This is a genomic window from Janthinobacterium sp. OK676, assembly GCF_900103595.1.
GTDB lineage: Bacteria > Pseudomonadota > Gammaproteobacteria > Burkholderiales > Burkholderiaceae_D > Janthinobacterium.
Genome location: NZ_FNHA01000001.1, coordinates 466,919 through 491,080, shown reverse-complemented (window position 1 = coordinate 491,080; position 24,162 = coordinate 466,919). Strand labels below are relative to the sequence as shown.

Annotated in this window: 23 protein-coding genes; 12 read left to right on the top strand and 11 right to left on the bottom strand. The window is 64.8% G+C overall.

What is annotated here, in order from left to right:
* Nucleotides 1–48 precede the first annotated feature (48 nt).
* The gene (locus tag BLU39_RS28075) at nt 49–309 is read right to left on the bottom strand and encodes a hypothetical protein (protein WP_139178125.1); all 261 of its coding nucleotides are present in this window, start codon (nt 307–309) and stop codon (nt 49–51) included.
* 737 nt (nt 310–1,046) lie between these two features.
* On the opposite strand from BLU39_RS28075, the gene BLU39_RS02300 reads away from it, so the two are divergent.
* A complete protein-coding gene (locus BLU39_RS02300) occupies nt 1,047–1,292 on the top strand; it encodes a hypothetical protein (RefSeq protein WP_092709100.1) in 246 nt (81 codons plus the stop codon).
* Between the two features lie 31 nt (nt 1,293–1,323).
* Here BLU39_RS02300 and BLU39_RS02295 read toward each other — a convergent pair whose 3' ends face one another.
* The 5 genes from BLU39_RS02295 to BLU39_RS02275 form a co-directional block, all read right to left on the bottom strand.
* Complete coding sequence (locus tag BLU39_RS02295; protein ID WP_139178123.1) at nt 1,324–2,046, bottom strand: hypothetical protein; 723 nt, start codon at nt 2,044–2,046, stop codon at nt 1,324–1,326.
* A gap of 8 nt (nt 2,047–2,054) precedes the next feature.
* On the bottom strand, nt 2,055–2,618 hold the full coding sequence (locus tag BLU39_RS02290; protein WP_092709881.1) for a hypothetical protein: 564 nt from the start codon (nt 2,616–2,618) through the stop codon (nt 2,055–2,057).
* Nucleotides 2,619–2,696: 78 nt separating this feature from the next.
* On the bottom strand, nt 2,697–2,984 hold the full coding sequence (locus tag BLU39_RS02285; protein ID WP_092709094.1) for a putative quinol monooxygenase: 288 nt from the start codon (nt 2,982–2,984) through the stop codon (nt 2,697–2,699).
* Nucleotides 2,981–3,379, bottom strand: coding sequence for a hypothetical protein (locus BLU39_RS28485; RefSeq protein WP_092709091.1), 399 nt, complete (start codon nt 3,377–3,379; stop codon nt 2,981–2,983). The genes BLU39_RS02285 and BLU39_RS28485 overlap by 4 nt, the downstream gene beginning before the upstream one ends.
* Before the next feature lie 44 nt (nt 3,380–3,423).
* Complete coding sequence (locus tag BLU39_RS02275; RefSeq protein WP_092709087.1) at nt 3,424–4,344, bottom strand: LysR family transcriptional regulator; 921 nt, start codon at nt 4,342–4,344, stop codon at nt 3,424–3,426.
* Between the two features lie 137 nt (nt 4,345–4,481).
* Here BLU39_RS02275 and BLU39_RS02270 point away from each other — a divergent pair, with 137 nt between their 5' ends.
* The 6 genes from BLU39_RS02270 (at nt 4,482) to BLU39_RS02245 (ending at nt 10,664) form a co-directional block, all read left to right on the top strand.
* Complete coding sequence (locus tag BLU39_RS02270) at nt 4,482–5,696, top strand: 3-hydroxybenzoate 6-monooxygenase (RefSeq protein ID WP_092709084.1); 1,215 nt, start codon at nt 4,482–4,484, stop codon at nt 5,694–5,696.
* A complete protein-coding gene (gtdA, locus tag BLU39_RS02265) occupies nt 5,693–6,745 on the top strand; it encodes a gentisate 1,2-dioxygenase (RefSeq protein ID WP_092709081.1) in 1,053 nt (350 codons plus the stop codon). Before BLU39_RS02270 ends, gtdA begins: the two co-directional genes overlap by 4 nt.
* 21 nt (nt 6,746–6,766) lie before the next feature.
* Complete coding sequence (locus BLU39_RS02260; RefSeq protein ID WP_092709078.1) at nt 6,767–7,474, top strand: fumarylacetoacetate hydrolase family protein; 708 nt, start codon at nt 6,767–6,769, stop codon at nt 7,472–7,474.
* A 65-nt stretch (nt 7,475–7,539) separates the two neighbouring features.
* Complete coding sequence (locus BLU39_RS02255; protein ID WP_092709075.1) at nt 7,540–8,895, top strand: MFS transporter; 1,356 nt, start codon at nt 7,540–7,542, stop codon at nt 8,893–8,895.
* On the top strand, nt 8,892–9,536 hold the full coding sequence (gene maiA / locus BLU39_RS02250) for a maleylacetoacetate isomerase (RefSeq protein WP_092709072.1): 645 nt from the start codon (nt 8,892–8,894) through the stop codon (nt 9,534–9,536). The genes BLU39_RS02255 and maiA overlap by 4 nt, the downstream gene beginning before the upstream one ends.
* A 27-nt stretch (nt 9,537–9,563) precedes the next feature.
* Entirely contained in the window at nt 9,564–10,664 is a 1,101-nt protein-coding gene (locus tag BLU39_RS02245) for a porin (RefSeq protein WP_092709070.1), read from the top strand.
* A 9-nt stretch (nt 10,665–10,673) separates the two neighbouring features.
* Here the strand turns inward: BLU39_RS02245 and BLU39_RS02240 are convergent, their stop codons facing one another.
* Nucleotides 10,674–12,143, bottom strand: a complete 1,470-nt coding sequence (locus tag BLU39_RS02240; RefSeq protein ID WP_092709067.1) for an efflux transporter outer membrane subunit — start codon at nt 12,141–12,143, stop codon at nt 10,674–10,676.
* A 94-nt stretch (nt 12,144–12,237) separates the two neighbouring features.
* On the opposite strand from BLU39_RS02240, the gene BLU39_RS02235 reads away from it, so the two are divergent.
* The 3 genes from BLU39_RS02235 to BLU39_RS02225 all read left to right on the top strand — a co-directional run bounded on the left by BLU39_RS02235 (nt 12,238) and on the right by BLU39_RS02225 (nt 17,122).
* Nucleotides 12,238–12,858 (top strand): TetR/AcrR family transcriptional regulator, encoded by a 621-nt coding sequence (locus tag BLU39_RS02235; RefSeq protein WP_092709064.1) that lies wholly within the window; start codon nt 12,238–12,240, stop codon nt 12,856–12,858.
* Nucleotides 12,859–12,941: 83 nt separating this feature from the next.
* Nucleotides 12,942–14,048 (top strand): efflux RND transporter periplasmic adaptor subunit, encoded by a 1,107-nt coding sequence (locus BLU39_RS02230; RefSeq protein ID WP_092709061.1) that lies wholly within the window; start codon nt 12,942–12,944, stop codon nt 14,046–14,048.
* Nucleotides 14,045–17,122, top strand: coding sequence for an efflux RND transporter permease subunit (locus tag BLU39_RS02225; RefSeq protein ID WP_092709058.1), 3,078 nt, complete (start codon nt 14,045–14,047; stop codon nt 17,120–17,122). The genes BLU39_RS02230 and BLU39_RS02225 overlap by 4 nt, the downstream gene beginning before the upstream one ends.
* On the opposite strand, the gene BLU39_RS02220 is transcribed toward BLU39_RS02225, so the two are convergent.
* Nucleotides 17,119–17,511, bottom strand: coding sequence for a winged helix-turn-helix transcriptional regulator (locus BLU39_RS02220; protein WP_092709055.1), 393 nt, complete (start codon nt 17,509–17,511; stop codon nt 17,119–17,121). The two genes, BLU39_RS02225 and BLU39_RS02220, sit on opposite strands and share 4 nt — an antisense overlap.
* A 5-nt stretch (nt 17,512–17,516) precedes the next feature.
* On the opposite strand from BLU39_RS02220, the gene BLU39_RS02215 reads away from it, so the two are divergent.
* Nucleotides 17,517–18,353, top strand: coding sequence for an NADPH-dependent F420 reductase (locus tag BLU39_RS02215; protein ID WP_368087014.1), 837 nt, complete (start codon nt 17,517–17,519; stop codon nt 18,351–18,353).
* Here BLU39_RS02215 and BLU39_RS02210 read toward each other — a convergent pair.
* Complete coding sequence (locus BLU39_RS02210; RefSeq protein ID WP_175539184.1) at nt 18,350–19,387, bottom strand: helix-turn-helix transcriptional regulator; 1,038 nt, start codon at nt 19,385–19,387, stop codon at nt 18,350–18,352. The two genes, BLU39_RS02215 and BLU39_RS02210, sit on opposite strands and share 4 nt — an antisense overlap.
* Nucleotides 19,388–19,603: 216 nt before the next feature.
* Here BLU39_RS02210 and BLU39_RS02205 point away from each other — a divergent pair, with 216 nt between their 5' ends.
* Entirely contained in the window at nt 19,604–21,616 is a 2,013-nt protein-coding gene (locus BLU39_RS02205; RefSeq protein WP_217635040.1) for a glycoside hydrolase family 3 protein, read from the top strand.
* Nucleotides 21,617–21,754: 138 nt separating this feature from the next.
* Here BLU39_RS02205 and BLU39_RS02200 read toward each other — a convergent pair whose 3' ends face one another.
* Together BLU39_RS02200 and BLU39_RS02195 are read right to left on the bottom strand one after the other, a co-directional pair.
* Nucleotides 21,755–22,873 (bottom strand): Gfo/Idh/MocA family protein, encoded by a 1,119-nt coding sequence (locus BLU39_RS02200; RefSeq protein ID WP_092709042.1) that lies wholly within the window; start codon nt 22,871–22,873, stop codon nt 21,755–21,757.
* Between the two features lie 31 nt (nt 22,874–22,904).
* Nucleotides 22,905–24,092 (bottom strand): phytanoyl-CoA dioxygenase family protein, encoded by a 1,188-nt coding sequence (locus BLU39_RS02195; RefSeq protein WP_092709039.1) that lies wholly within the window; start codon nt 24,090–24,092, stop codon nt 22,905–22,907.
* Between the last annotated feature and the right edge of the window lie 70 nt (nt 24,093–24,162).

The following is a 24,162-nucleotide window of genomic DNA, read 5'->3' as shown; positions in this document are numbered from 1 at the left end:
CAAGCACAGGCAGGGCTGGAAAACGTGCCGCGTGCGCCGGCAGCCTTCCTACCATTTGGGCTCGCGTGACCAGCGCAGCACCTTGGCAAGCCTGATCTTCACCGTATAGTCCTCTCCCGTTTCATGCTCCAGCCACAGGATGCCGTCTTCGATGCTGACCCAGGCATCGACTATACGCGTGTCGAACGGCATCGCCGTGTCTTTGATATCAATCTTCACCCGTCCAGACTCAACATTGAGCGACCTTAATACCCGCGTCGTTCGTTGCGTAAACTCGATGACGTATGAAGTGCTTGTTTTTTTTATCATCAGGAATGCTCACCCAGAATGCTTTGAATATTTTTTTTAAATATTACTATATAAAAATTTTCCCTAGCGCACGAAGGAAACATGTCAATAAACGCAGGCATATAAAAATTTCTGCAGAGAAATTTTTATTATTTTTAATAAATAAAAGTTCCAGGGGTGAAGTAATGGTTATTCTTGGCGCATTAACAAACGGTATCTTGTAAATTATTTCTCAAATGAAATTCAATTTAATTTTTTATAATATTAAGTGTCTTGCATTATCCCTGTTGATATAAGTCAATGTTTTTTGTGTATTGCTTTCAGAATATATTCTTGCTGCTAGGATATGAGGTCAACTGTGGCTTCATTGTGCGATGAATGCTTTAAGGAAATTAAAATTACTCTTAAGAAAATTATTCTGTTGATGCTGTATCGGAATTTCATGCGCCACATGGTAATTGCCAGAACTGCATAAACAATATGCTCAGTTATTCCATTCATCGCGGGAAAATATTGATGACGTGATGCGGCTTATATTTCGAAATGTATTTCAGTGATTTAAAAACGGGTGTTTATGTTTCAATTTGATGGCGAGGAATAATATCAAAGCCGATTATTGCAATGTGGGAGGAATCGAGTTCGATTAATTTGATTAATCGTTCGGATGCTGGAAAAGGATCAATGAATGCGGCCTGCCGATTTGCGGTAGTCCGAAGCGGGAGCATACGGTGCTTGTCCCATACTCGGCATGAATTTACATGGTAAATAAAAATTACATCGGTGGCCTCGCGCAGGTGGCGCTTGATCATCCCAGGCGGATCGATGCATTGACAGCACAAAAAATAGATGTGGCGATTATTTTCCAGGAAATGCTTGGTACCGCTGTGGCCGCTAAATATTTGCATACCAATGGCGTACCGCTATCCGTCGCATTGCGCGTATTGGTATGCGAGCGCAGAAAAGACCCGTCGCCGCCAAAAATGATCGGAATTGAAAAAGGGTAGTTCCATTGCACCGGTTCAGGCTGCTTGCGTGTCAGACCGTATTGCGCCGCAAGCCAGCTTCCCGCACCAACACCTGCAGCGCCGGCATGGTTTGGTGATGCAGTGTTTGCAGTTCCGCTCTCAGCGCGGGCGGGATGGTCAGGCTGCCGTTCGCTTGTTTGCGCACGGGCAGGCCCAGTGCCTGCGCCATTTCGACGGGATAATTCGTGAAGTCGCCGTAGGGCCGCTTGCCGTCGACGGACGGCGTGGGCCAATAGCCTTCGGCCAGGTAGTCTTGCGCACCCATGCCCAGCATTTCCAGCGGCATCCACGATTGCTGGCGCAGCAGTATCAGATGGCGGGCCGTCAAAGTGAAGGGCGTCTTGCCGTTGGCATAGCTGCCCGGTTTCAGGTCGGCCATCTGCACGAAGTGGGGCAGCAGCAGCGCCGCTTCCATCAGGCGCTGGGCGGCCAGCGCCGCATCCTTGCTGGCAATCGCTTGCGTGGCCAGTTCCACGGTATCGCCTTTGCCCAGCGGGTGCGCCGGGTTGAGCATGGGCGCGCCGCTTTCCACGGGCGACCAGCCGATATGGAAGCGCCGTATCAGCGCCAGATGGTGCACATTGAGCACCTTGGGCAGCGGTGCGTCGAGCGTGGCCACGATGCGCTGGCGCACGGCGCGCGGCAGGCCGTTGTTGGCCGCGCGCGCCAGCACAGGCGAGCATAGCAGGGCGCCAGCGAGACGCAGCAGCTGGCGCCGCAGCGGTTGTAGCACGTGCTCCATCACTTTGCCGTCACGTCCTGGCGCTGGAATTCGATGCGGTTTTCCTGGTAGTCCCACTTGGTGTAGGGCCCGAACACGCGCCGGTTTTCCTTGCTGTCGGCATTCGACTGCTCGCGCTTCATGCGCCGCACGAGGGCGGGGTCCGTGAGCGGCTCGGTTGTTGCGCCGAATACTTCGTGGCGTACGCTTTGCTTGGCGTCGGCGCCGCGCGAAATGATGGTGAGCTTGCGCGAAGCGGGGTCGAAGTACAGGCGCATGGCAAAGGTATTCATATCCTGCAGATACAGGCCGTTGTCGCGCCACTGGGCATAATAGTAATCGCCGCAGACGGCCTTCGGTTCGCGTTTCCATTCGCAGGAAAGGAGGATCAGCAGGTGATGCTCATCGAGCTGCTTGATCGAAACACGGCCCTTGGAATAGCCCCAGTTGCTGGGCGGCACGGTCGTCGACGAGAGCAACTTGTAGTCGCCAACGAGGTTGGGCATGGGCGCTTGCGCCGAGGCGCCAGCGCAAAGAAAAACGGCTGCCGCTGCGGCGCCGCGTATCGCGGAAAATGGAGTCATGATGGCCATAAAGAAAAGTTGCCATATTATAGATGGCAACTTGCCAAGATGGCCACGCGCTTGCACAGCGCGCCGGCCTTACTTCAGCTTGCTCAATTCCGCGATATCGATCTTGACGACCTTGTCGCCCACGGCGGCGACCAGCGTCTTGAAGTGGGGCGTCGCTTCATGCGCCGTGTGGCCTGCCTTGTCCGTCCATTCCTCCAGCATGATGAAGCGGGTAGGAATCTTGTTGTCGAGGTGCAGTTCGTAGCGCAGGCAGGCGCTTTCCGCGCGGCTCGGTGCTACGACGGTTTCCAGGGCGGCGCGCACGGCGTCGATATGTTGCTCTTGGGCATCGATGGTGGCGACGATGATCAGGGTCATGGTGGTCCTTGTGGTTGGGGTTCCGGCAGCTTAGCGTATCCGGCGCATTCTTGCCGGCCATCCCTTACGCGGCTTGCCGTGCGCCGATCTGCTCGAACGCGCCCGTCAATGCCTGCGCCCTGGCCGCATCGCTGATCCTGACCTTGCGCGGGCTCGGGCGTGACGGCCTGGTGACGCGCACCGTGTTTCCCACGTCCGGGCGAGACGAACATCAGGAAACCGATCACCTCGTCGTCGCAATACACGGCGCGCGCATGCATGGTGGCGGGATAAAAGCTGGCCTGCGCGATGGAATAGTCATTGCTGGTCAGATAGTCGCGCTGCTGGGGCAGCAGGGGCAGTTCGCTGATGACGTCGAAATTGTCGGCCGTGACGGCGCGCAGGCGGATGGCCATGTTCAAGGCGGTGAAAAGGCAGGACGTACGAGCATGGGAAAAACTTACTCAAAAGGCAATGCCGTTCCATCGCCCGCCCCGAACAGTTGCGCCATCGTCTGGCGCAGCCAGCGGTTCGACGCATCCTGGTGGTAGCGCTCGTGCCAGTGCTGCTTGACTGAAAAGCTGGGCAGTTGCACGGGCAGGGGCAGGATGCGGAACGCTTCGTGGTCCTGCATCTGCAGCGCGTAGCGGTACGGCACCGTGACGACGTGCTCGGTTTCGGCGACGATGCGCGACACGCCCAGAAAGCTGGGCAGTTTCAGCACGATGCGCCGCTGCACGCCGGCCGCCGCCAGCACTTTTTCCACGATGGAATGGCCCGTGCCCGAGCTTTTCACTTCGATATGTCCCTCGTGCAGGAATTGTTCCACAGTCAGCGTTTCGCGGATGCGCGGGTGGCCGCTGGCCACCAGGCAGACAAAGTGCTGGTCGAACAGTTTTTGCTGATAAAACCCCGATTCCAGGTGCGGCATGAAGCCCACGGCCAGGTCCACTTCGCCTCCTTCCAGGCGCTCCGGGGTGTCGGTGGCGATCTTCGACACGTCCAGCGTGATGCCGGGTCCGATCTGCTGCAGGTGGTTGAGCAGGGTGGGCAGCAGCACGATTTCACTGATGTCCGTCATGCAGATGGCAAATTCGCGCGTGCTGGCGGCCGGGTCGAACACGGGCTGGTCGGCCAGCGCATGCTGCCAGGCGGCGATGGCGGCGCGCACGTCCTGCACGGCGTTCTGCGCGCGCGGCGTCGGCTCCATGCCTTTCGAGGTGCGCGCGAACAGGCGGTCGCCGAAATGCGTGCGCAGCTTGCCCAGGCCGATGCTCACCGTCGATTGCGGCAAGCCCAGGTTTTCCGCCGCCCGCGTCACGTTGCGGCTTTTATAGATCTCGTCAAAGATGAACAGCAGTTCGATATCGAAGCGTGACATGGGACTCCACCATTATTTAAAAAATTGATTGTAGCTATTGTATTCCATCGCTTTACCAAATATTGACCTGTCGGCACACTGATTGCCATACCAAGAGCACAGCAAACGCAAGCACACGGATCAATTGGAGGAGAGAAATGGAACATACGCAAAAGCCGTCGGTATTGATCGTCGGCGGCGGCATCGGCGGCATGGCCGCCGCGCTGTCCCTGTCGCGCCTGGGGCTGGCCGTCACCGTGCTGGAACAGGCATCGACCCTGGGCGAGATCGGCGCCGGCATCCAGCTGGCGCCCAATGCCTTCGCCGCGCTCGACGCGCTGGGCGTGGGCGAACGCACGCGGGCCCGCGCCGTCTTCACGGAGCGCCTGGTGATGATGGACGCCGTCGACGCCAGCGAAGTGGGCACCTTCGTCGTCGACGCGGCCTTCCGCCAGCGCTTCGCCAATCCCTACGCCGTCATCCACCGCGCCGACATCCACGGCGCCATCCTCGACGCGGTGCGCACCTCGCCGCTGATCACGTTTGTGACGTCGTCGCAGGTGACGGATGTGGCGGAGGACGACGCGGGCGTCACCGTCACGGACGCGGCGGGGCGCAGCTTCCGCGCCGATGTGCTGATCGGCTGCGATGGCGTCAAGTCCGTCATCCGCGAGCGCATCGTCGGCGACAAGGTCCGCGTTTCCGGCCACGTGGTCTACCGCGCCGTGGTGCCGGCGGCCGACATGCCGGCCGACTTGCGCTGGAACGCGCCCGTCGTCTGGGCCGGGCCGAACTGCCACCTCGTGCACTACCCGCTGCGCAATGGCGAGCAATACAACCTGGTGGTGACTTTCCACAGCCGCGAGCAGGAAGCGTGGAGCGTCACGGATGGCAGCAAGGAAGAAGTGCTGTCCTACTTCGACGGCGTGCACGCGCAGCCGCGCCAGCTGCTGCACAAGCCGACCAGCTGGCGCCGCTGGAGCACGGCCGACCGCGACGCCGTCGCCAACTGGAGCACCAAGCGCATGACCCTGCTGGGCGACTCGGCCCACCCGATGCTGCAATACCTGGCGCAGGGCGCCTGCATGGCGCTGGAAGACGCCGTGACCCTGGGCGAGGCCGTGCGCGCCTGCGATTTCGACATGGCGGCCGCCTTCCAGCTGTATCAAACCTCGCGCATCGCCCGCACGGCCCGCGTGGTGCTGTCGGCGCGCGAAATGGGCCGGCTGTACCACGCCCACGGTGTTGAACGCCTGGTGCGCAACGACCTGTGGCGCGGCCGCACGCCCGCGCAATTCTACGAGGCGCTGGCCTGGCTGTATGGCTGGACGGCGCAAACCTGCCTGGCCACCACCGAAAAGGAGGCAGCATGACTTCCCATCAAACGCCAGAACGCGAGGCTTTATATGCAGCCCTGAGCGGCATGCATCTGTCGCCGCTGTGGCAATCCTTGCACACGCTCGTGCCGCCGCACCCTGCGGCGCCGTATGCGGCGGCCCTGTGGCGCTATGCCGACATCGCGCCGCAATTGGCGCGTGCCGGCGAAGTGATCACGGCCCACGAAGCCGTGCGCAGGGTCCTCGTGCTGGAAAACCCGGCCTTGCCGGGCCGCTCGTCGATCACGCAATCGCTGTATGCGGGCTTGCAGCTGATCCTGCCCGGTGAAGTGGCGCCCTCGCACCGCCACAGCCAGTCCGCGCTGCGCTTCGTCGTGAGCGGGCAGGGCGCTTACACGACCGTGGCGGGCGAGCGCACCACCATGCACCCCGGTGACTTCATCATCACGCCGTCGTGGACCTGGCATGACCATGGCAACCTCGGTGTCGACGGCGTCTGCGAACCGGTGGTGTGGCTCGATGGCCTCGACATTCCCATGCTGCGCTATTTCGATTCGGGCTTCGCGGAAAACGACGCGGAAGACAGCCAGAGCGTCACCCGTCCGGAAGGCCAGAGTTTCGCCCGCTACGGCTACAACATGGCGCCCGTCAAATCGCTGCACGAAGGGGCCACGTCGCCCATCTTCAACTACCCGTACGCCCGCTCGCGCGAGGCGCTGGACCTGCTGTCGCGCACGGACGCCATCGACGCCTGGCAGGGCTACAAACTGAAATACGTGAACCCGCTGACGGGCGGCTCGCCCATGCCCACCATGGCCACCTTCATGCAGCTGCTGCCCCAGGGTTTCAAGGGCAAGCGTGCGCGCAGCACGGACGGCACCGTCTACAGCGTCGTCGAGGGGCACGGCCAGGTGACGATCGGCGGGCAGGTGTTCGACTTCGCGCCGCGCGACACCTTCGTCGTGCCCTCGTGGGCCGTCGTCTCCTTCGATTGCCCGCAGGACGATGTCGTGCTGTTCAGTTTTTCCGACCGCCCCGTGCAGCAGGCCATGGGCGTGCTGCGCGAGCAGTTTTTGACCGATTGATTTTTCTGACAGGATTTCACCATGACCAACTTCATCTTCGCCCCCCAAGCCATCGCCGGCCTGCCCATCGTCGGCACGGATGCGCAGTTCCCCGTGCGCCGCATCTACTGCGTGGGCCGCAACTACGCCGCCCATGCGCGCGAAATGGGTTTCGATCCGGACCGCGAACCGCCATTCTTCTTTTGCAAGCCGAATGACGACAAGTCCGTCGTGCCCGTGCCGCCCGGCGTGACGGTCACCGTGCCGTATCCGGCGCAGACGTCGAATTACCACCACGAGATCGAACTGGTGGTCGCCATCGGCAAGGGCGGCAGCAATATCGCGCTCGACGACGCGGCCGCGCACATCTTCGGCTATGGCGTGGGGCTGGACATGACGCGGCGCGACCTGCAGATGCGCATGCGCGAACAGGGCCGCCCGTGGGAAATCGGCAAGGCTTTCGACTATTCGGCACCCATCGGCGCGCTCACGCCGATGGCCGACAGCGGCGAAATCACCACGGGCGAGATCGTGCTGGAAGTGGATGGCAAGGTCGTGCAGACGAGCGACCTGACGCATCTGATCTGGTCCGTCAATGAAGTCATCGCCAACCTGTCGACCCTGTTCGAGCTGCAGCCGGGCGACATCATCATGACGGGCACGCCCGAAGGCGTGGGCGCCGTCAGCAGCGGCCAGACGATGCAAGCGCGCATCGCCGGCCTGACGCCGATCACCGTCGCCGTCCAGTAAAACCACCGGGCCAGCGCGGCACAGACCGCGCAGCCCAAGCGAACAATAACAACGGAGACAAGACCATGACCACCCACGCAGGCACCGACGTCCAGCAATTCCTCGATACCCAGCCGTTTTCCCGCTACCAGAAGCTGATCCTCTGGCTATGCTTTTTGATTGTCGCCATCGACGGTTTCGACACGGCCTCGATCGGCTTCATCGCGCCCGCCATCCGCGCCGAGTGGGCTTTGTCCCCCGCCGCGCTGGCGCCCCTGTTCGGCGCTGGCCTGTTCGGCCTGATGGCGGGCTCGTTCCTGTTCGGCCCCCTGGCCGACCGCTACGGCCGCCGCCCCGTGCTGATTGTCTCCGTCGCGTTTTTCGGCGCCGCCAGCCTGCTGTCGGCCTGGTCGACGGATCTGACGATGTTGCTGGTGCTGCGCTTCTTGACGGGCCTGGGCCTGGGCGGCGCCATGCCGACGTCGGTGACGATGACGTCCGAATACTGCCCGCAGCAGCGCCGTTCCGGCCTCGTGACCATGATGTTCTGCGGCTTTACCATCGGTTCCGCGCTGGGCGGCCTGGCGTCGGCGCAGCTGCTGCACCTGATCGGCTGGCGCGGCGTGCTGATGCTGGGCGGCGCCTTGCCGCTGCTGCTGGTGCCCGTGCTGCTGCTGGCGCTGCCGGAATCCCTGCGCTGGCTGGTCTTGAAGGGGCGCGACGGCAGCGAGACCATCATGCGCCGCATCGCGCCCAGCCTGGCCGCCTTGCCGCGCCTCGTCGTCAGCGATAAAAAACTGGCCGGCTCGCCGATGGCCGAGCTGTTCCGCCCCGGCGTGATCGGCGGCACCTTGCTGCTGTGGTCCACGTTTTTCATGAGCCTGTTGATCATCTATCTGCTGTCGAGCTGGATGCCGACCCTGTTGAATGGCAATGGCCTGTCCCTGTCGAACGCCTCGCTGGTGACGATGATGTTCCAGGTGGGCGGCACGGTCGGCGCCATCCTGTTGGGCCGCTGGATGGACCGCTACAGCCCCCATAAAGTCCTGAGCATCGCCTATCTGGCGGCCGCCGGCTGCATCGTCGTCGTGGCGCTGTCGGGCAGCAGCCTGGCCCTGCTGGTGTTGGCCGTCTTTGGCGTCGGCTTTGGCGTGAGCGGCTCGCAAGTCGGCGCCAATGCGCTGGCCGCCGCCTTTTACCCGACGTCGAGCCGTGCCACGGGCGTCAGCTGGGCCGCCGCCGTGGGGCGCAGCGGTTCCGTGCTCGGTTCCATGGCCGGTGGCCTGATGCTGACCCTGAAGCTCGATAACGAAACCATCTTCTTTTTGCTGGCCATTCCCGCCGTGCTGGCGTCCCTGGCCCTGCTGGCCATGGGCCGGCTGATGCGTGCCCGGACCGCCGCCAGCGCCATTCCCGCTACCCTGAAAGAGAGCACAGTATGAAATTGCATGGCTATTACCGCAGCTCCGCCTCCTACCGCGTGCGCATCGCGCTGAACCTGAAAAACCTGCGTCCCGACACGGCCTATGTGCACCTGAGCCGCAATGGCGGCGAGCAGTTCATGCCGGCGTTTTCCAGCCTGAACCCGCAGCACCTGCTGCCCGTGCTGGAGGACGGCGGCGCCGTGCTGACCCAATCGCTGGCCATCATCGAGTACCTGGACGAGACGCTGCCCGGCCCGGCGCTGCTGCCGCAGGACGCCCCGGGCCGCGCCCGCGTGCGCCAGCTGGCCATGGTCTGCGCCTGCGACATCCATCCGCTCAACAACCTGCGCGTGCTCAATTACCTGACGGGTCCCCTGGCCCTGTCGCAGGAACAGAAGAACGCGTGGTACCGGCACTGGACCCATCTGGGCCTGGCCGCGCTGGAAGCGGAACTGGCGCGCAGCCCGCACACGGGAACGTTCTGCCATGGCGACACGCCGACCCTGGCCGATTGCTGTCTGGTGCCGCAGGTCTACAACGCGCGGCGCTTCCAGTGCGACCTGGCGCCGTATCCCACGATCCTGCGCATCGTCGCGCACTGCGAAGCGCTGCCAGCCTTTCAGGATGCGCATCCTGACAGACAGCCAGACGCCGAATAGAAACACCATAAAAATCAGGAGACAAACATGAAAAAACACAAGGCCATCACCATGGCGCTGCTGGGCGCGTGCGCCTGCGGCGTGTCCATAGGCGCCCACGCGCAAAGCGGTGTCACGCTGTATGGAGTGCTAGACAGCTCGCTGGCCTACACGACGAATGCCAACAAGGCCGGCGACAGTGTGACTAAAATGCCCACCTTGACGGGTTCATTGCCCTCGCGTTTCGGCTTGAAGGGTGTGGAAGAACTGGGCGGCGGCTTGCAGGCCATCTTTGCGCTGGAATCGGGCTTCGGCGTCGACACGGGCATCGCGGGGCAGGGAGGAAGATTGTTCGGCCGCCAGTCGTGGGTGGGCTTGAAGGGGCGCTATGGCAGCGTGATGCTGGGGCGACAAATGAATATGTCGTTCTGGGCCACGCAAAAATCCGACATCATGGGGCCGGCCCTGTTTTCCATCAGCAGCCTCGATCTCTACCTGCCGAACGCCCGCAGCGACAACGCCATCGGCTACATGGGCAGGTTCTCGAACGTGACGGTGGGCGCCACCTACAGTCCGGGGCGCGATGCCTCGGCGGCGGGCGGACCGGCGGCCACCGGTTGCGCGGGCGAAGTGGCGGGCAACGCGAAAGCCTGCCGACAGATCACGGCCTTGCTGGGCCATGACACGGGGCGCTACGGCGCCACGGCATCGTACGACATCCTGTATGGCAATGCGGGCGCGGCCAACGGCCTCACGTCCAGCCGCAACTTCGACCGCCGCGTGATCGCCAGCGGCTACGCCATGCTCGGCCAGCTAAAGATTGGCGGCGGCATCATCGACCGCACGATCCGCGCCGCCACCGGCTCCGTCGACTCGCAACTGCTGTATGTGGGCGCCGCCTATCCGCTGGCCCCCGCGCTGGTGCTCGATGGCCAGCTCGCGCGGCTGGCCGTCAAGGATAGTCCGAACGACAGCACCCTGGCCACGGCGCGCCTGACGTATCACCTGTCGAAGCGCACGGCCATCTACGGCGCCGCCGGCCGCATGAATAATGGCGGCACGGCCGCCGTGGCACTGGACGCGGGCGGTACCGTGGGCGCGGGGCGCAATCAGAATGGCGTGATGGCGGGGATGCGGCATTTCTTCTGACGCGGCACCTTACCGGGCGGCCACCGCCGCCGTCCCCGCCAGCGGCGCCTGCCAGCCGCCACCCAGCGCCCGGTAGGTGGCGACGGCAGCGCGCGCCGATGCCGTTTGCGCCTGCGCGCGCGCATCCGCCGCGCGCAGCAGCCGGGTGTCGGCCTGCAGCACATCGAACCGGCTGACCGCGCCCTTGTCGTAGGCTGCCTGCGAGGCGGCGCGGGCGCGCGCTAGCGATTCCACGCCTTGCGCCAGCAAGGTGGCTTGCTCCTCGTGGCGCAGCAGGGCCGAGCAGGCGTTTTCCACGTCTTCGACGGCGTGCAGCGCGGCGAGCCGGTAAGCGGCCAGCAACTCGGCTTCCTGGCCGCGGGAAGCTTGAATCTGCGCGTCGATGCGGCCGAAATCGAACAGGCGCCAGCGCAAGCCCAGCATGCCGGCGGCCTGGCCGGAACCGCTGCCGAACAGGGCGCCGCCGGCCGTGGCGCTGCCCAGCAGGGCGCCCAGGCTCAGTTTCGGGTAGTACTCGGCGACGGCCGCGCCCGTGCGTGCGCTGGCGGCGGCCAGGCGCCGTTCGGCGGCGATCAGGTCGGGCCGGCGCCGCAGCAGCTCGCCCGGCGCGCCGCCGGCCGTGATGTGCGGCGCGCGCGCCATCACGCCGGCGGCGGCCATCTCATCGCCGTAGGTGCCGGGCGCGGCGCCCAGCATCACGTCGAGCGCATGCAGCGCCACCTCGCGCGCCGTGTCCAGGCCGGGGATGACTGCGCGCGCCTGCGCCAGCGACGCTTCGGCCTGCCGCAGCGCCGGCTCGTTCACCAATCCCTTGTCATATAGCTGCGTGGCCAGTTCCAGCAGCGCCGCGTCGGTGTCGGCCTGGCGGCGCGCCAGCTCGAGCCGCGCCTGCAGGCCCTGGATCGTCAGGTACAGGTCGGCCGTTTGCGCCGCCACGGCCAGGCGCGTGGCGGCCCATCCCGCTTCGCTGGCTGCGTAATCGGCCTGCGCCGCTTCGCGTTCGCGGCGCAGGCCGCCGAACAGATCGAGTTCCCACGATGCCTGCAGATTCAGTTCGCGCGCGCTGCCGGCGCGGTCATGGCCTGGCGTGGCGTTCAAGACCTGGCCCAGCGGCGTTTGCACCGACTGGTAGGCGCGCGCCGCCTGGCCGCCCAGGCTGGCCGACGGCAGCAGCGCCGCTTCGGCCGCACCGGTGGCCGCGCGCGCCTGGCTGACCCTGGCCGCCGCCTGCGCCAGGTCCAGGTTTTGCGCCAGCGCCACCGTCACCAGGCGGGTCAGGCGCGGATCGCCAAAGCTCGTCCACCATTGCCGCAGTTCGGCAGAGTCAGCGTCCTGGCGCGTACCGAGCGCCGCCTGGTGCAGATACTGGGCCGCTTGCGGCAGCTCGGGCGGGCGGTAGTCCGGGCCGGTGGTGCAGCCGGTGGCGGCCAGGCTGGCGGCGATCAGCATGAGGGGCAGGCGCAGGCGGGGGAATGGCATGGTGGTCTTCCTGGTCATCAAATGAATAATGTGTGACTATAATACATATTGGTCACTTATTGTGCATTCCGGCGCGGCGCGTTAAGCTGTCGCCATGAATTCCACCACACCTGACACCCCCAGCCCCGCGCGCGGCCCCGCCGGCCACGACGTGCGCGACCAGATCGTTGCCGCCGCCACCGACTACTTCAGCCGCTACGGCTATGAAAAGACGACCGTTTCCGACCTGGCCAGGGCGATTGGTTTTTCCAAGGCCTATATCTATAAATTCTTCGAATCGAAGCAAGCCATCGGCGAGCATATCTGCGGCAACTGCCTGCGCCAGATCGAGACCGAGGTCAAGGCTGCGGTCGAGGCGGCCGGCCAGCCGCCCGAGAAGCTGCGGCGCATGTTCAAGGCCAGCGTCGAGGCCAGCTTGCGGCTGTTTTTCCAGGACCGCAAGCTGTACGACATCGCGGCATCGGCCGCCACCGAGCGCTGGCCATCCGTGCAATCCTACGAGCTGGCGATGGGCGCCTTGCTGCAGGATATCTTGCAACAAGGGCGCAAGAGCGGGGACTTCGAACGCAAGACGCCGCTCGACGAGACGGCCAGCGCCATCTACCTGGTGATGCGTCCCTACGTCAATCCCTTGCTGCTGCAATACAGCTTCGACAGCAGCGACACGGCAACCGTGCAGTTGTCCAGCCTGGTGTTGCGCAGTTTGTCGCCATAGCCGCTTCAATGATAAGTGACTGTTGACTTAATTGGTCACTAGTACCAGAATGAGAACCCTGATCACTCATTCATGGGATTCCTATGCGCTGGCGCCGCCTCGCTTCATCTGTTGTCATTTCCACTTTACCCCTGGTGCTGGGCGCCTGCGGCGACAAGGCGCAGGCCGATCCGCGCACGGCCACGCCGCTCGTGCGCGCCGTCGCGGTGCAGGGCGCCGAAGCGGGCGCGCGCAGCTTTACGGGCGTGGTCGCGCCGCGCGTGCAGAGCGATCTCGGTTTTCGCGTGGCGGGCAAGGTCAGCGAACGGCTGGTCGACGCCGGCCAGGCCGTGCGCCGCGGTCAGCCGTTGATGCGCCTCGACGCCGACGATTTGCAGTTGCTGGCGCAGGCGCGCCAGGATGCCGTCACGGCCGACCGCGCCCGCGCGCGCCAGGCGGCGGATGAAGAAGCGCGCTACCGCGACTTGCGCGGCACGGGCGCCATCTCGGCGTCAAACTACGACCAGGTGAAGGCGGCGGCTGACGCGGCCGGCGCCCAGCTCAAGGCATCCGAAGCCCAGGCCGGGGTGGCGCGCAATGCGCTGCATTACGCGGTGCTGCTGGCCGATGCCGACGGCGTCGTGATGGACACTCTGGCCGAACCGGGCCAGGTGGTCGCGGCCGGGCAGGTGGTGGTACGCCTGGCCCATGACGGCCGGCGCGAAGCGGCGATCCAGCTGCCGGAAACCTTGCGCCCCGCGCTCGGTTCCACGGGCCAGGCCACCCTGTTCGGCAGGCCGGGCGCCGGCGTGCCGGCCACCTTGCGCCAGCTGTCGCAGGCGGCGGACCGGCAAACGCGCACCTTCGAGGCGCGCTACGTGCTCGATGCGGCGCTGTCGAACGCGCCGCTGGGCGCCACCGTCACCTTGCGCCTGCCCGGTGCGCAAGCGGCCGGCGACGCCGTGCAAGTGCCGCTGACGGCCCTGCACGACGCAGGCAAGGGGCAGGGGGTGTGGGTGATCGCCGGCACGCCGGTCCAGGTGAGTTGGCGACCCGTCAAGGTGCTGGGCTTGCACGACGACGGCGCCGACGTGAGCGGCCTGAAGGCGGGCGAGCGCATCGTCGCGCTGGGCGCCCACCTGCTGCGCCAGGGCGAGCAGGTCAGGATCGAACAGGCGCCAGCGGCAGCCGCCGCGGGAGCGCATCCATGAGCGCCGCGGGCTTCAACCTGTCGGCGCTGGCCGTGCGCGAGCGTTCCGTCACCCTGTTCCTGATCTGTCTCATTTCGCTGGCCGGCCTGCTGTCGTTCTTCAAGCTGGGGAGGGCGGAAGATCCGGCTTTCACGGTCAAGGTGATGACCATCGTCACGGCCTGGCCAGGCGCCAGTGCGCGCGAAATGCAGGACCAGGTGGCCGAAAAGATCGAAAAGCGCCTGCAGGAGCTGCGCTGGTATGAGCGGGCCGAGACCTACACCCGCCCCGGCCTGGCCTTCACGACCCTGACCCTGCTCGACGGCACGCCGCCCGACCAGGTGCAGGCCGAGTTTTACCAGGCGCGCAAGAAGGCGGGCGACGAGGCGGCCAATTTGCCGGCCGGCGTGATCGGCCCCATGATCAACGACGAATACGCGGACGTCACCTTTGCCCTGTATGCGCTCAAGGCCAAGGGCGAGCCGCAGCGCCTGCTGGTGCGCGAGGCGGAAACCCTGCGCCAGCGGCTGCTGCACGTGCCGGGCGTGAAAAAGGTCAATATCATCGGCGAGCAGGCCGAACGCATCTACGTGGAGTTTTCGCAGGAGCGCCTGGCCACCCTGGGCGTGCGGGCGCAGGACGTGTTCGCGGCGCTGAACGGCCAGAACGCCTTGAGCCCGGCCGGCTCGGTCGAGACGCGCGGGCCGCAGGTATTCATCCGCCTCGACGGCGCGCTCGACGCGCTGCAAAAGATACGCGATACGCCCGTGGTGGCGCAGGGGCGCACCCTGGCCCTGTCCGATATCGCCACCGTGCGCCGTGGCCAGGAAGACCCGGCCAGTTTCATGGTGCGCAATGGCGGCGAACCGGCGCTGCTCTTGGGCGTGGTCATGCGCGACGGCTGGAACGGGCTGGACCTGGGCAAGGCGCTGGACCGTGAAGTGACGGCCATCGGCACCGCCATGCCGCTGGGCATGAGCCTGGCCAAGGTCACCGACCAGGCAGTCAATATCGGCGCGGCCGTCGACGAATTCATGCTCAAGTTCCTCGCCGCGCTGCTGGTGGTGATGCTGGTGTGCTTTGTCAGCATGGGCTGGCGGGTCGGCATCGTGGTGGCCGCCGCCGTGCCATTGACCCTGGCCGTGGTGTTCATCGTGATGGCGGCCACCGGCAAGAACTTCGATCGCATCACCTTGGGTTCATTGATCCTGGGCCTGGGCCTGCTGGTGGACGACGCCATCATCGCCATCGAAATGATGGTCGTGAAGATGGAAGAGGGCTACAGCCGCATCGCCGCCTCCGCCTACGCCTGGAGCCACACGGCCGCGCCCATGCTGGCCGGCACCCTGGTGACGGCCGTCGGCTTCATGCCCAACGGCTTTGCCCGTTCCAGCGCCGGCGAATACACGAGCAATATGTTCTGGATCGTCGGCATCGCGCTGATCGCCTCGTGGGTGGTGGCGGTGGTGTTCACTCCCTATCTGGGCGTGAAGCTGCTGCCCGAATTGAAACGCGTGGCCGGCGGCCATGACGCGCTGTACGACACGCCGCGCTACCACCGCTTTCGCCGGCTGCTGGGAAGCGTGATCGCCCGCAAATGGCTGGTGTTCGCCACCGTCATCGGCCTGTTCGTGCTGGCCGTGCTGGGCATGGCCGTCGTCAAGAAGCAGTTTTTCCCGATCTCCGACCGTCCAGAAGTGCTGATTGAAGTGCAACTGCCGTACGGCAGCGCCATCGGGCAGACCAGCGGCGCGGCGGCCAAGGTGGAAGCGTGGCTGGCGCGCCAGGGCGAGGCGAAGATCGTCACGGCCTATGTGGGCCAGGGCGCGCCGCGCTTTTACCTGGCGATGGGGCCGGAATTGCCCGATCCCTCGTTTGCCAAGATCGTCGTGCGCACCGACAGCCAGCAGGCGCGCGACGCGCTCAAGCAGCGCTTGCGCGAGGCCGTCGCCGCCGGGTTGGCGCCCGAAGCACGCGTGCGCGTCACGCAACTGGTGTTCGGCCCGTACTCGCCGTTTCCCGTCGCCTACCGGGTCAGCGGCCCCGATCCCGAGGTCTTGCGCGGCATCGCCGGCCAGGTGCAAGCCGTGATGCAGGCCAGCCCGATGATGCGCACCGTGAATACCGACTGGGGCACACGCACGCCGACCCTGCATTTCAGCCTGCAGCAGGAGCGCTTGCAGGCGATGGGATTGACGTCGGCCGCGGTGGCGCAGCAGCTGCAGTTCCTGCTCAGCGGCGTGCCCGTCACGGCCGTGCGCGAAGATATCCGCACGGTGCAGGTGGTGGCGCGCGCGGCCGGCGACGTGCGGCTCGATCCGGCCCGCATCGCCGACCTGACCCTGGCCGGCGCGAATGGCCAGCGTATCGCGCTGTCGCAGGTGGGCAGCGTCGAGGTCCGTTCGGAAGAACCGGTGATGCGCCGGCGCGACCGCCAGCCGACGATTACCGTGCGTGGCGACATCGCCGAAGGCCTGCAGCCGCCCGACGTCTCGGGCGCCATCACGACCCAGCTGCAAGCCATCGTCGACAAGCTGCCGGCCGGCTACCGCATCGAGCAGGCCGGCTCCATCGAGGAATCGGCCAAGGCCACGCAAGCGATGCTGCCGCTGTTCCCCATCATGCTGGCATTGACGCTGTTGATGATCATCCTGCAGGTGCGTTCGATCTCGGCGATGGTGATGGTGTTCCTCACCAGCCCCCTCGGCCTGATCGGGGTGGTGCCCACCTTGCTGCTGTTCCAGCAGCCGTTCGGCATCAATGCGCTCGTTGGCCTGATCGCGTTGTCGGGCATTTTGATGCGCAATACCCTGATCCTGATCGGCCAGATCCACCAGAACGAGGCGGCCGGACTGGCGCCGTTCGACGCCGTGGTGGAAGCGACCGTGCAGCGCGCGCGTCCCGTGATCCTCACGGCGCTGGCGGCCATGCTGGCGTTTATCCCGCTGACCCATTCGGTATTCTGGGGTACCCTGGCCTATACCCTGATCGGCGGCACGTTTGCCGGCACGGTGCTGACTTTGGTGTTCCTGCCCGCCATGTATGCGATCTGGTTCCGGATACGGGGGCAGGCAAGGGCTGCGCCGCAGGTTTAATCTGGCGCGGCGGGATCGGCAGCGGCGTGCGCCAGGCGTGCGCGCCGCAGTTCGGCCCATTCGATCAGTGCCTGCATCGACGGTCCCAGCGCATGGCCGATCTCGCTCAATGCATATTCCACCCTGGGCGGTACCTGCGCATAGACCTTGCGCACGACGATACCGTCCTTTTCCAGCTGCTTGAGCTGCTGGATCAGCATTTTCTGGTTGACTTCCTCGATCAGGCGCTCCAGGTCGGAAAAGCGCAAAGGCGCCTTGGCCGCAAACAGCTGGCACAGGATGATGATCTTCCATTTGCCTTCGAGTACGCGCAAGGTCTCGGTGGTGGCGTCGGCCCAGTCTCGGCGATTTTGCGGATCGCCACAATTCCATTCCCGTTGTTCTGTCATGATATGTGGGTTACTTACTTTTTGGTGGGTACTTCCAATTATTGCATAAGGCTCCTAAAATCACAGCACATTGGACGATCAACGACACGGAGCTCATGAACATGAAGATAGGAATTATTGGAACGGGAAATATCGGCGCAACCCTGGCGCGCAAGCTGCTGTCCGCCGGCCATGAGGTGAAGATAGCCAATTCCGGCGGTGTCAAAGGCGTGCAAAGCGTGGCCGACGACATCGGCGCGGTGCCGGCCGATGTGCATGGCGCCGTCGATGGCGTGGATGTGGTGGTGCTGGCCATTCCGCTGCCGGCCATGGCCAGCCTGCCTGCCGGCCTGTTCGACGCGGTGCCGCCGCAGGTCACCGTGATCGACACCAGTAATTATTATCCTGGCATGCGTGACGCGGCGATTGCGCAGATCGATGCGGGCATGGCCGAAAGCATCTGGGTGTCAGCCCAGCTGGGGCGCCCGGTGGTCAAGGCCTTCAACAATGTGCTGGCGCATACGCTGGCCGCGCTGGGCCAGCCTGCAGGCACGCCGGGCCGCCTCGCCATTGCCGTCGCCGGAGATGACCCGATGGCCATGCAGACGGCGATGGCCTTGGTGGAGCAGGCCGGATTTGACGCGGTCGATGGCGGCACCTTGGCGCAGTCCTGGCGCCAGCAGCCCTGTACCCCCGCCTACTGTTGCGACCTTGAGGCGCCCGCCATGGCCAAGGCGCTTGCCGCGGCGGTTCCCGGCAAGGCGGCCGCGATACGCGACCGGATGCCGGCGCAGTTCGCCAAGCTGGGCGCGCATGCCAGCCATGACGACATCGTCGCCATGAACCGGCAACTGAACGTCTAGGCTCCGGCGGCGTCCTGCCGGTAGCGCGCCGGCGGCAGTTCGAACTGGTTCTTGAAGAAGCGGGTAAATGCGCTTTGCGAGGAAAAGCCCAGGCGGTCGCCGATTTCCGCCACGCTCAGGCTCGTTTCGCGCAGCAAACGGCGCGATTCGCGGCTTTTCGCGCGCAGTTCCAGTGCGCGGAATGAGGTCTGTTCCTGCTGCAGCTGGCGCTGCAGGGTCCAGCGGTTCATTGCCAGGCCGTCGCACAGGGCCGGCAGCAGCGAGGCGCCGTCGGCATCGCCTGCGCCTTGCCGGCCCAGCAGGTCGATGATGGCCTGCTCCACGCGGGCCGAAAACAGCTGCGCACCCTGCAACTGCTGCAATTGCCCCTGCGCGTGCCGTAGCGCGTGCGGCGCCAGCATGGCGTTGAACTGGGCGAAGGGCCGGTCCAGCGCCGGTGCGTCGAACGTCAATGTATTGCGCGCCTGGCCAAAGGTGGCGGCGGCGCCGAAGCACTCGGAAATGGCTGGCGCGAACCATGGCGCCTTGCCCTGGAAGCCGGCACGGAAGGCGGTGGGCGCGCCATCGTCGTAGGCGCGCGCCACCAGCGACAGCATGCGGAAATTGGCCAGCGCCTGCATGGCGCCGCCCGACGGGCAGAACTCGGACAAGTATTCGATCTCGATGCGCGTGCCATTTTCGCTCATCAGCATGAAATCGAATTCGCCGATCAGGCCCCGCAAGTGCAGCAGCTCGTGCAGCGCGCTGCGCAGGGTGGGGCGGTTGAAGCAGACGTGGGCGATGCCCGAGTAATGCGCGAACCAGTGCGTCACGTCGAGGTCGAGCAAACCGCGGTGCTGCGGCAGTTGCTGGGCGTAGGCCGTCATGCGGCGGTGCCGCTCGGCGTTGATGCGGCCGCCCGGCTCGTCCAGCTGCGCCGGCGTGATGCCCGTATGGCGAAAAAAGTCGGCGGGGTCGTGGCCATCGGCCTGCATGGCGCGCGCGCATTGCTGCGCGATCCGGTTCGAAACCGTGCGCGTGTCGGGTTTGTGCAAGGCTGTCTCCTGCTTATTCTGCTTGTTGTAGTAATTTTTCACAAATATTAGCACTTTGTAGGAGATTGTTGGTTGTTGTGTCATCTAACCAAAAATTGTTCTCGCGGGTATAAAACGCGTGCTGCGCGGTCAAGAAACTCACGCATTCTCACGCTATATTGTTTCGGCCGGCCTTGCTGCCGCGCCTTGATACCTACAAAAACAGTCTTGGAGATAATGATGAATTGCACTTTGAAACCGATGGCCCGCCTGGTCGCGGGCTGCGTCGCCACGCTTGCCCTGGCCGCCTGCGGCAACAGCGACTCAGGCAGCGCGGGATATACGCAACCCGTGTTCGGCGCCACCACCTACGCCCAGCTCAAGGGCGACGGTTATACCTTCAAGGACATGAACCGCAACGGCAAGATTGACCCGTACGAAGACTGGCGCCTGCCGGCCGAGGACCGCGCGGACGACCTGCTGTCGCGCATGACCCTCGATGAAAAGGCCGGCCTGATGATGCATGGCACGGCACCCACCGTGGCCGACCCCACCGGCATCGGCCAGGGCGGCGCGTACGACCTGACGGCCCTGCAAGACCTGATCGTCAAGCAGTACGTCAACACCTTCATCACGCGCATGGCGGGCGACACGGCCAATATGGCTTCCCAGTACAACAAGGTGCAGGCCCTGAGCGAAACGTCGCGCCACGGCATCCCTGTTTCCATCAGCACGGACCCGCGCCACCATTTCCAGTACACTGTGGGCGCCAGCGCCGGCACGAAGGGTTTCTCCCAGTGGCCTGAAACCCTGGGCCTGGCCGCCATCGGCGACGATGCGCTGGTGCGCCGCTTCGGCGACATCGCGCGCCAGGAATACCTGGCCGTCGGCATCACGCAGGCGCTGTCGCCGCAGGCCGACCTGGCCACCGAGCCGCGCTGGTCGCGCATCAACGGCACCTTTGGCGAAGACGCGGACCTGGCCAAGCGCATGGTGCAGCACTATATCGAGGGCTTCCAGGATGGGAACACGGGCCTGCACGACGGCAGCGTGGTGGCCGTCGTCAAGCACTGGGTCGGCTATGGCGCCACGAAAGAGGGTTTCGACGGCCACAATTACTACGGCCGCTACATGACCTACCCGGGCAACAACTTCGCCTACCACGTGAAACCGTTCGAAGGCGCCTTCACGGCCAAGGCGGCTTCCGTCATGCCGACCTACGCTCTGCCGGACGGCAAGATCACCATCGACGGCATCACCCTGGAACAGGTGGCGGCCGGCTTCAGCAAGACCATGCTGACGGATCTGCTGCGCGGCAAATACGGCTTCGAAGGCGTCATCCTGTCCGACTGGGGCATCACGTCCGACTGCGACGCCAACTGCCGCAACGGCACGGCGCCCGGCGTCGCGCCTTCCTTCATGGGTTTTGGCACGCCGTGGGGCATGGAAGACGCCACCAAGGCAGAGCGTTACGTGAAGGCCGTGACGGCGGGGATGGACCAGTTTGGCGGCGTGACGGAAGCGCCGTACCTGACGCAGGCCGTGCAGCGCGGCCAGCTGACGGAGGAGCGCATCAACGCTTCGGCGCGGCGCATCCTGATCCAGAAATTCAAGCAGGGCCTGTTCGAGCATCCGTTCGTCGATGCGGCCAAGGCGGCCAGCACCGTGGGCAAGGCGGAGTTCATCGAGGCGGGCCTGGATGCGCAGCGCCGCTCGCTGGTCCTGCTGGAAAACAAGGACAAGGTCTTGCCGCTGGCGGCCACCGTCAAGAAAGTCTACCTGTACGGCATTGATGCTGCCGTGGCCAAACAGTACGGCTACACGGTGGTCGCCACGCCGCAGGAAGCGGACGTGGCCCTGCTGCGCGTGGCCGCGCCGTATGAAACCCTGCACCCGAACTACATCTTCGGCAGCATGCAGCACGAGGGCCGCCTCGATTACGTGGATGGCAATGCAGACTACGAGGCGATCAAGAACGCGGCAAAGTTCGCGCCGAAGACGGTGGTGACCGTGTACCTGGACCGCCCGGCCATCCTCGGCAACGTGCAGGACAAGGCCAGCGCCATCCTCGCCAACTTCGGCGTGAGCGACGGCGCGCTGTTCGATGTCCTGACGGGCAAGGCCAAGCCGCAGGGCAAGCTGCCGTTCGAGCTGCCATCGTCGATGGCCGAAGTGCAGGTGCAGAAGTCGGACGTGCCGTATGACACGGCCCATCCGCTGTACAAGTTCGGTTACGGCCTGGCGTACTAAGAACGCCTAACGTACTAACAACGCCTAACAAAACCGTAGCGAGCGGAAGGGAGTTGCGGTCGAGAAGCGCAACTGTACGAAGGTACAGTGAGCATCGCAGGCCGTAAATCACGACGCGCAGCAGGTTTTGATAGGCGTTCAACGCAGGGAAATCCAGCTGCGCTCCTGCACGGAGCGCAGCGCGGCGGCTATCAGCCGGTCCACCTCGTAGCCGTCGCGGAAGGTGGGCCAGACGGGCTGGCCGCCGGCGATGGCCTGCAGAAAGTCGCGCGCTTCGATGACGATCTGCTCGTTGTAGCCGGTGCCGTGCCCGGCGCCCTGGCTGAACGCCAGGTAGTCGGGGTGGGCGGGCCCCATCAGCAGGCGCTGGAAACCCTGGCGCTGCGCGGGGCGGCCGGCGTCGTACAGCCATAATTCGTTCTGGTTTTCCTGGTCGAAGGCGAGCGCGCCTTTCGTCCCCGTGATGCGGTAGGTGTATCCCATCTTGCGCCCGGCCGCCACGCGGCTGAAGGTCAGGGCGCCCAGCGCGCCGCTGGCAAAGCGCAGCATCACATTTCCCTGGTCGTCATTTTCCACCGCTTCCATGCCATTCTGGCCCTGGCGTTGCGCATGTACCGTGTTCATGTCGGCCACGAGAGAGTCGACGGGGCCGCCCAGGCGCAAGGCCAGGTTGAGCAAGTGCGAACCCACGTCGGCCAGCGCGCCGGCACGCGTTGCCGTCGCCTCGCGCGTGCGCCACGAGGCAGGCGCGCGCGGGTCGTGCAGATAGTCTTCCACGTGTTCGGCGGCGACGTGGATGATCTCGCCGATTTCGCCCGATTCGATGATGTGCCGCGCCAGCTGGCTGGCCGGCGTGCGGATGTAGTTATAGCCCACCATGTTGGCCACGCCCGCGCTTTCCGCCGCCTGCGCAAGCTGCAGGGATTCGGCGGCCGTCATGCCCAGCGGCTTTTCGCAGAACACGGGCTTGCCCAGGGCCAGTGCGGCCAGCACGATGTCCTTGTGCGTGGCCGGCGGCGTGGCGACGATGATGGCGTCGATGGCGGGGTCGGCCACCAGCGCGTGCCAGTCGCCCGTGGAGCGGTTCCAGCCCAGTTCCTGAGCGCTGCGGGCGGCGCCTTCCGCGCTGCTGGTGCTGATGCATTCGCATACGGGATTGAGGGCGGTGGGAAAAATGCTGCGCACGGCCTTGTAGGCGATGGTGTGGGCCTTGCCCATGTAGCCGGCGCCGACCAGGCCGATGTTGATGTTTTGCATAGGGAGTCTCCGAGGGTGTCGCGATAGGGGATCAAGCTTGCTGGCGCCAGGCATGGCTGTCCAGGGCGTCGAGGAAGCGGGCGGCGGGCCAGTGCTGCGCCAGCGCTTCGTGCATCAGCTGCTGCTGCGTGGGCGGCGCCATGCCGTCTATGGGCTGGTCGCGATCGAGGTTGCTGGGGAAGGCGTAGCCTTCGGCGCAGGCGGCAATCGCGTGAACAATGCCATCGCTGGACAGGGTTCCCACTGCCCGCAAGGCCTGCAGGGCCGGATACAGGGCGGCGCTCATGGCGCGGCGGTCCAGCGCTTCCATGGCGCGTCCGAATGGCGACGACACTTGCAGCAGATTGGCCATGCGGCGGATGTCGGACGACCGGTTATGGCCCGCCGCGTGGAACAGGGCGGGATTGAAGAAGACGGCGTCGCCTTGGGACAGCGGCAGCTGCACGCAATGCCGGGCGAAATAGTCGCGGAAGGGCGGCTGCTGCCAGGCGAGGAAACCGGCCTGGTAGCGCTGCGAATACGGCAGGTACAGCGTGGGACCGGATTCGACCGGCATGTCGCAGTGGGCGACGGCGCCCTGCAAGGTCAATAGCATCGACATCTGGTGCACGGGCGCCGGGTAGGCGGCGCAGCTGGCCGCACTCTGGAAACCCAGGTGATAGTCGCGGTGCGGCGCCTGGGCCGCACCGCCCGGGTTGACGACGTTCACTTGCGCCGTCATCTGGTAGGCGGGCCCGAGCCAGGCCTCGGCGATCCATGCGAAGACGGGATTGGCGTAGTAGCGCGCGAACGCCTCGGGCGCGCGCAGACACAGTTTTTGCTGGGCGTTCCAGATGCGGTCGTTCGCCCCCGGTTTGGCGAAATGGTCGCCGCCCGCCTGGCCGCTCGCATGCTGTTCGGCGATCAGCGCGCGGAAGACGTCGCTGACCTGTTCCAGCGTCGCCATGTCGTCGACGGCGCGCTGGAGCACGATCAGGCCGGGACCATCCATCAAAGCCTTGCCCCATTCGGCCTGCAGCGCGCGCAGCGATGCGGTACTGGCGGCCAGCGCACGCACCTGGTCGCAGTCGTAGACGAGGATATTGTTCTCCACCGCAGCGGCGTGGGGATAGTCGGCCAGTGTCGTGCCTTGGCTGACGGTGGCGATGAAATCATCGAGCTGGCAATCTTGCGGCGACAGCCAGAAGGGGGCGGGCGGCGCGGCGTCTGTGGTGGTCATGCGGTGTCTCCTGATGTTTTAAGTTGTAGAATCAGTATAGGGATGAAGGTCCGCATTTTTCATCAGGAAA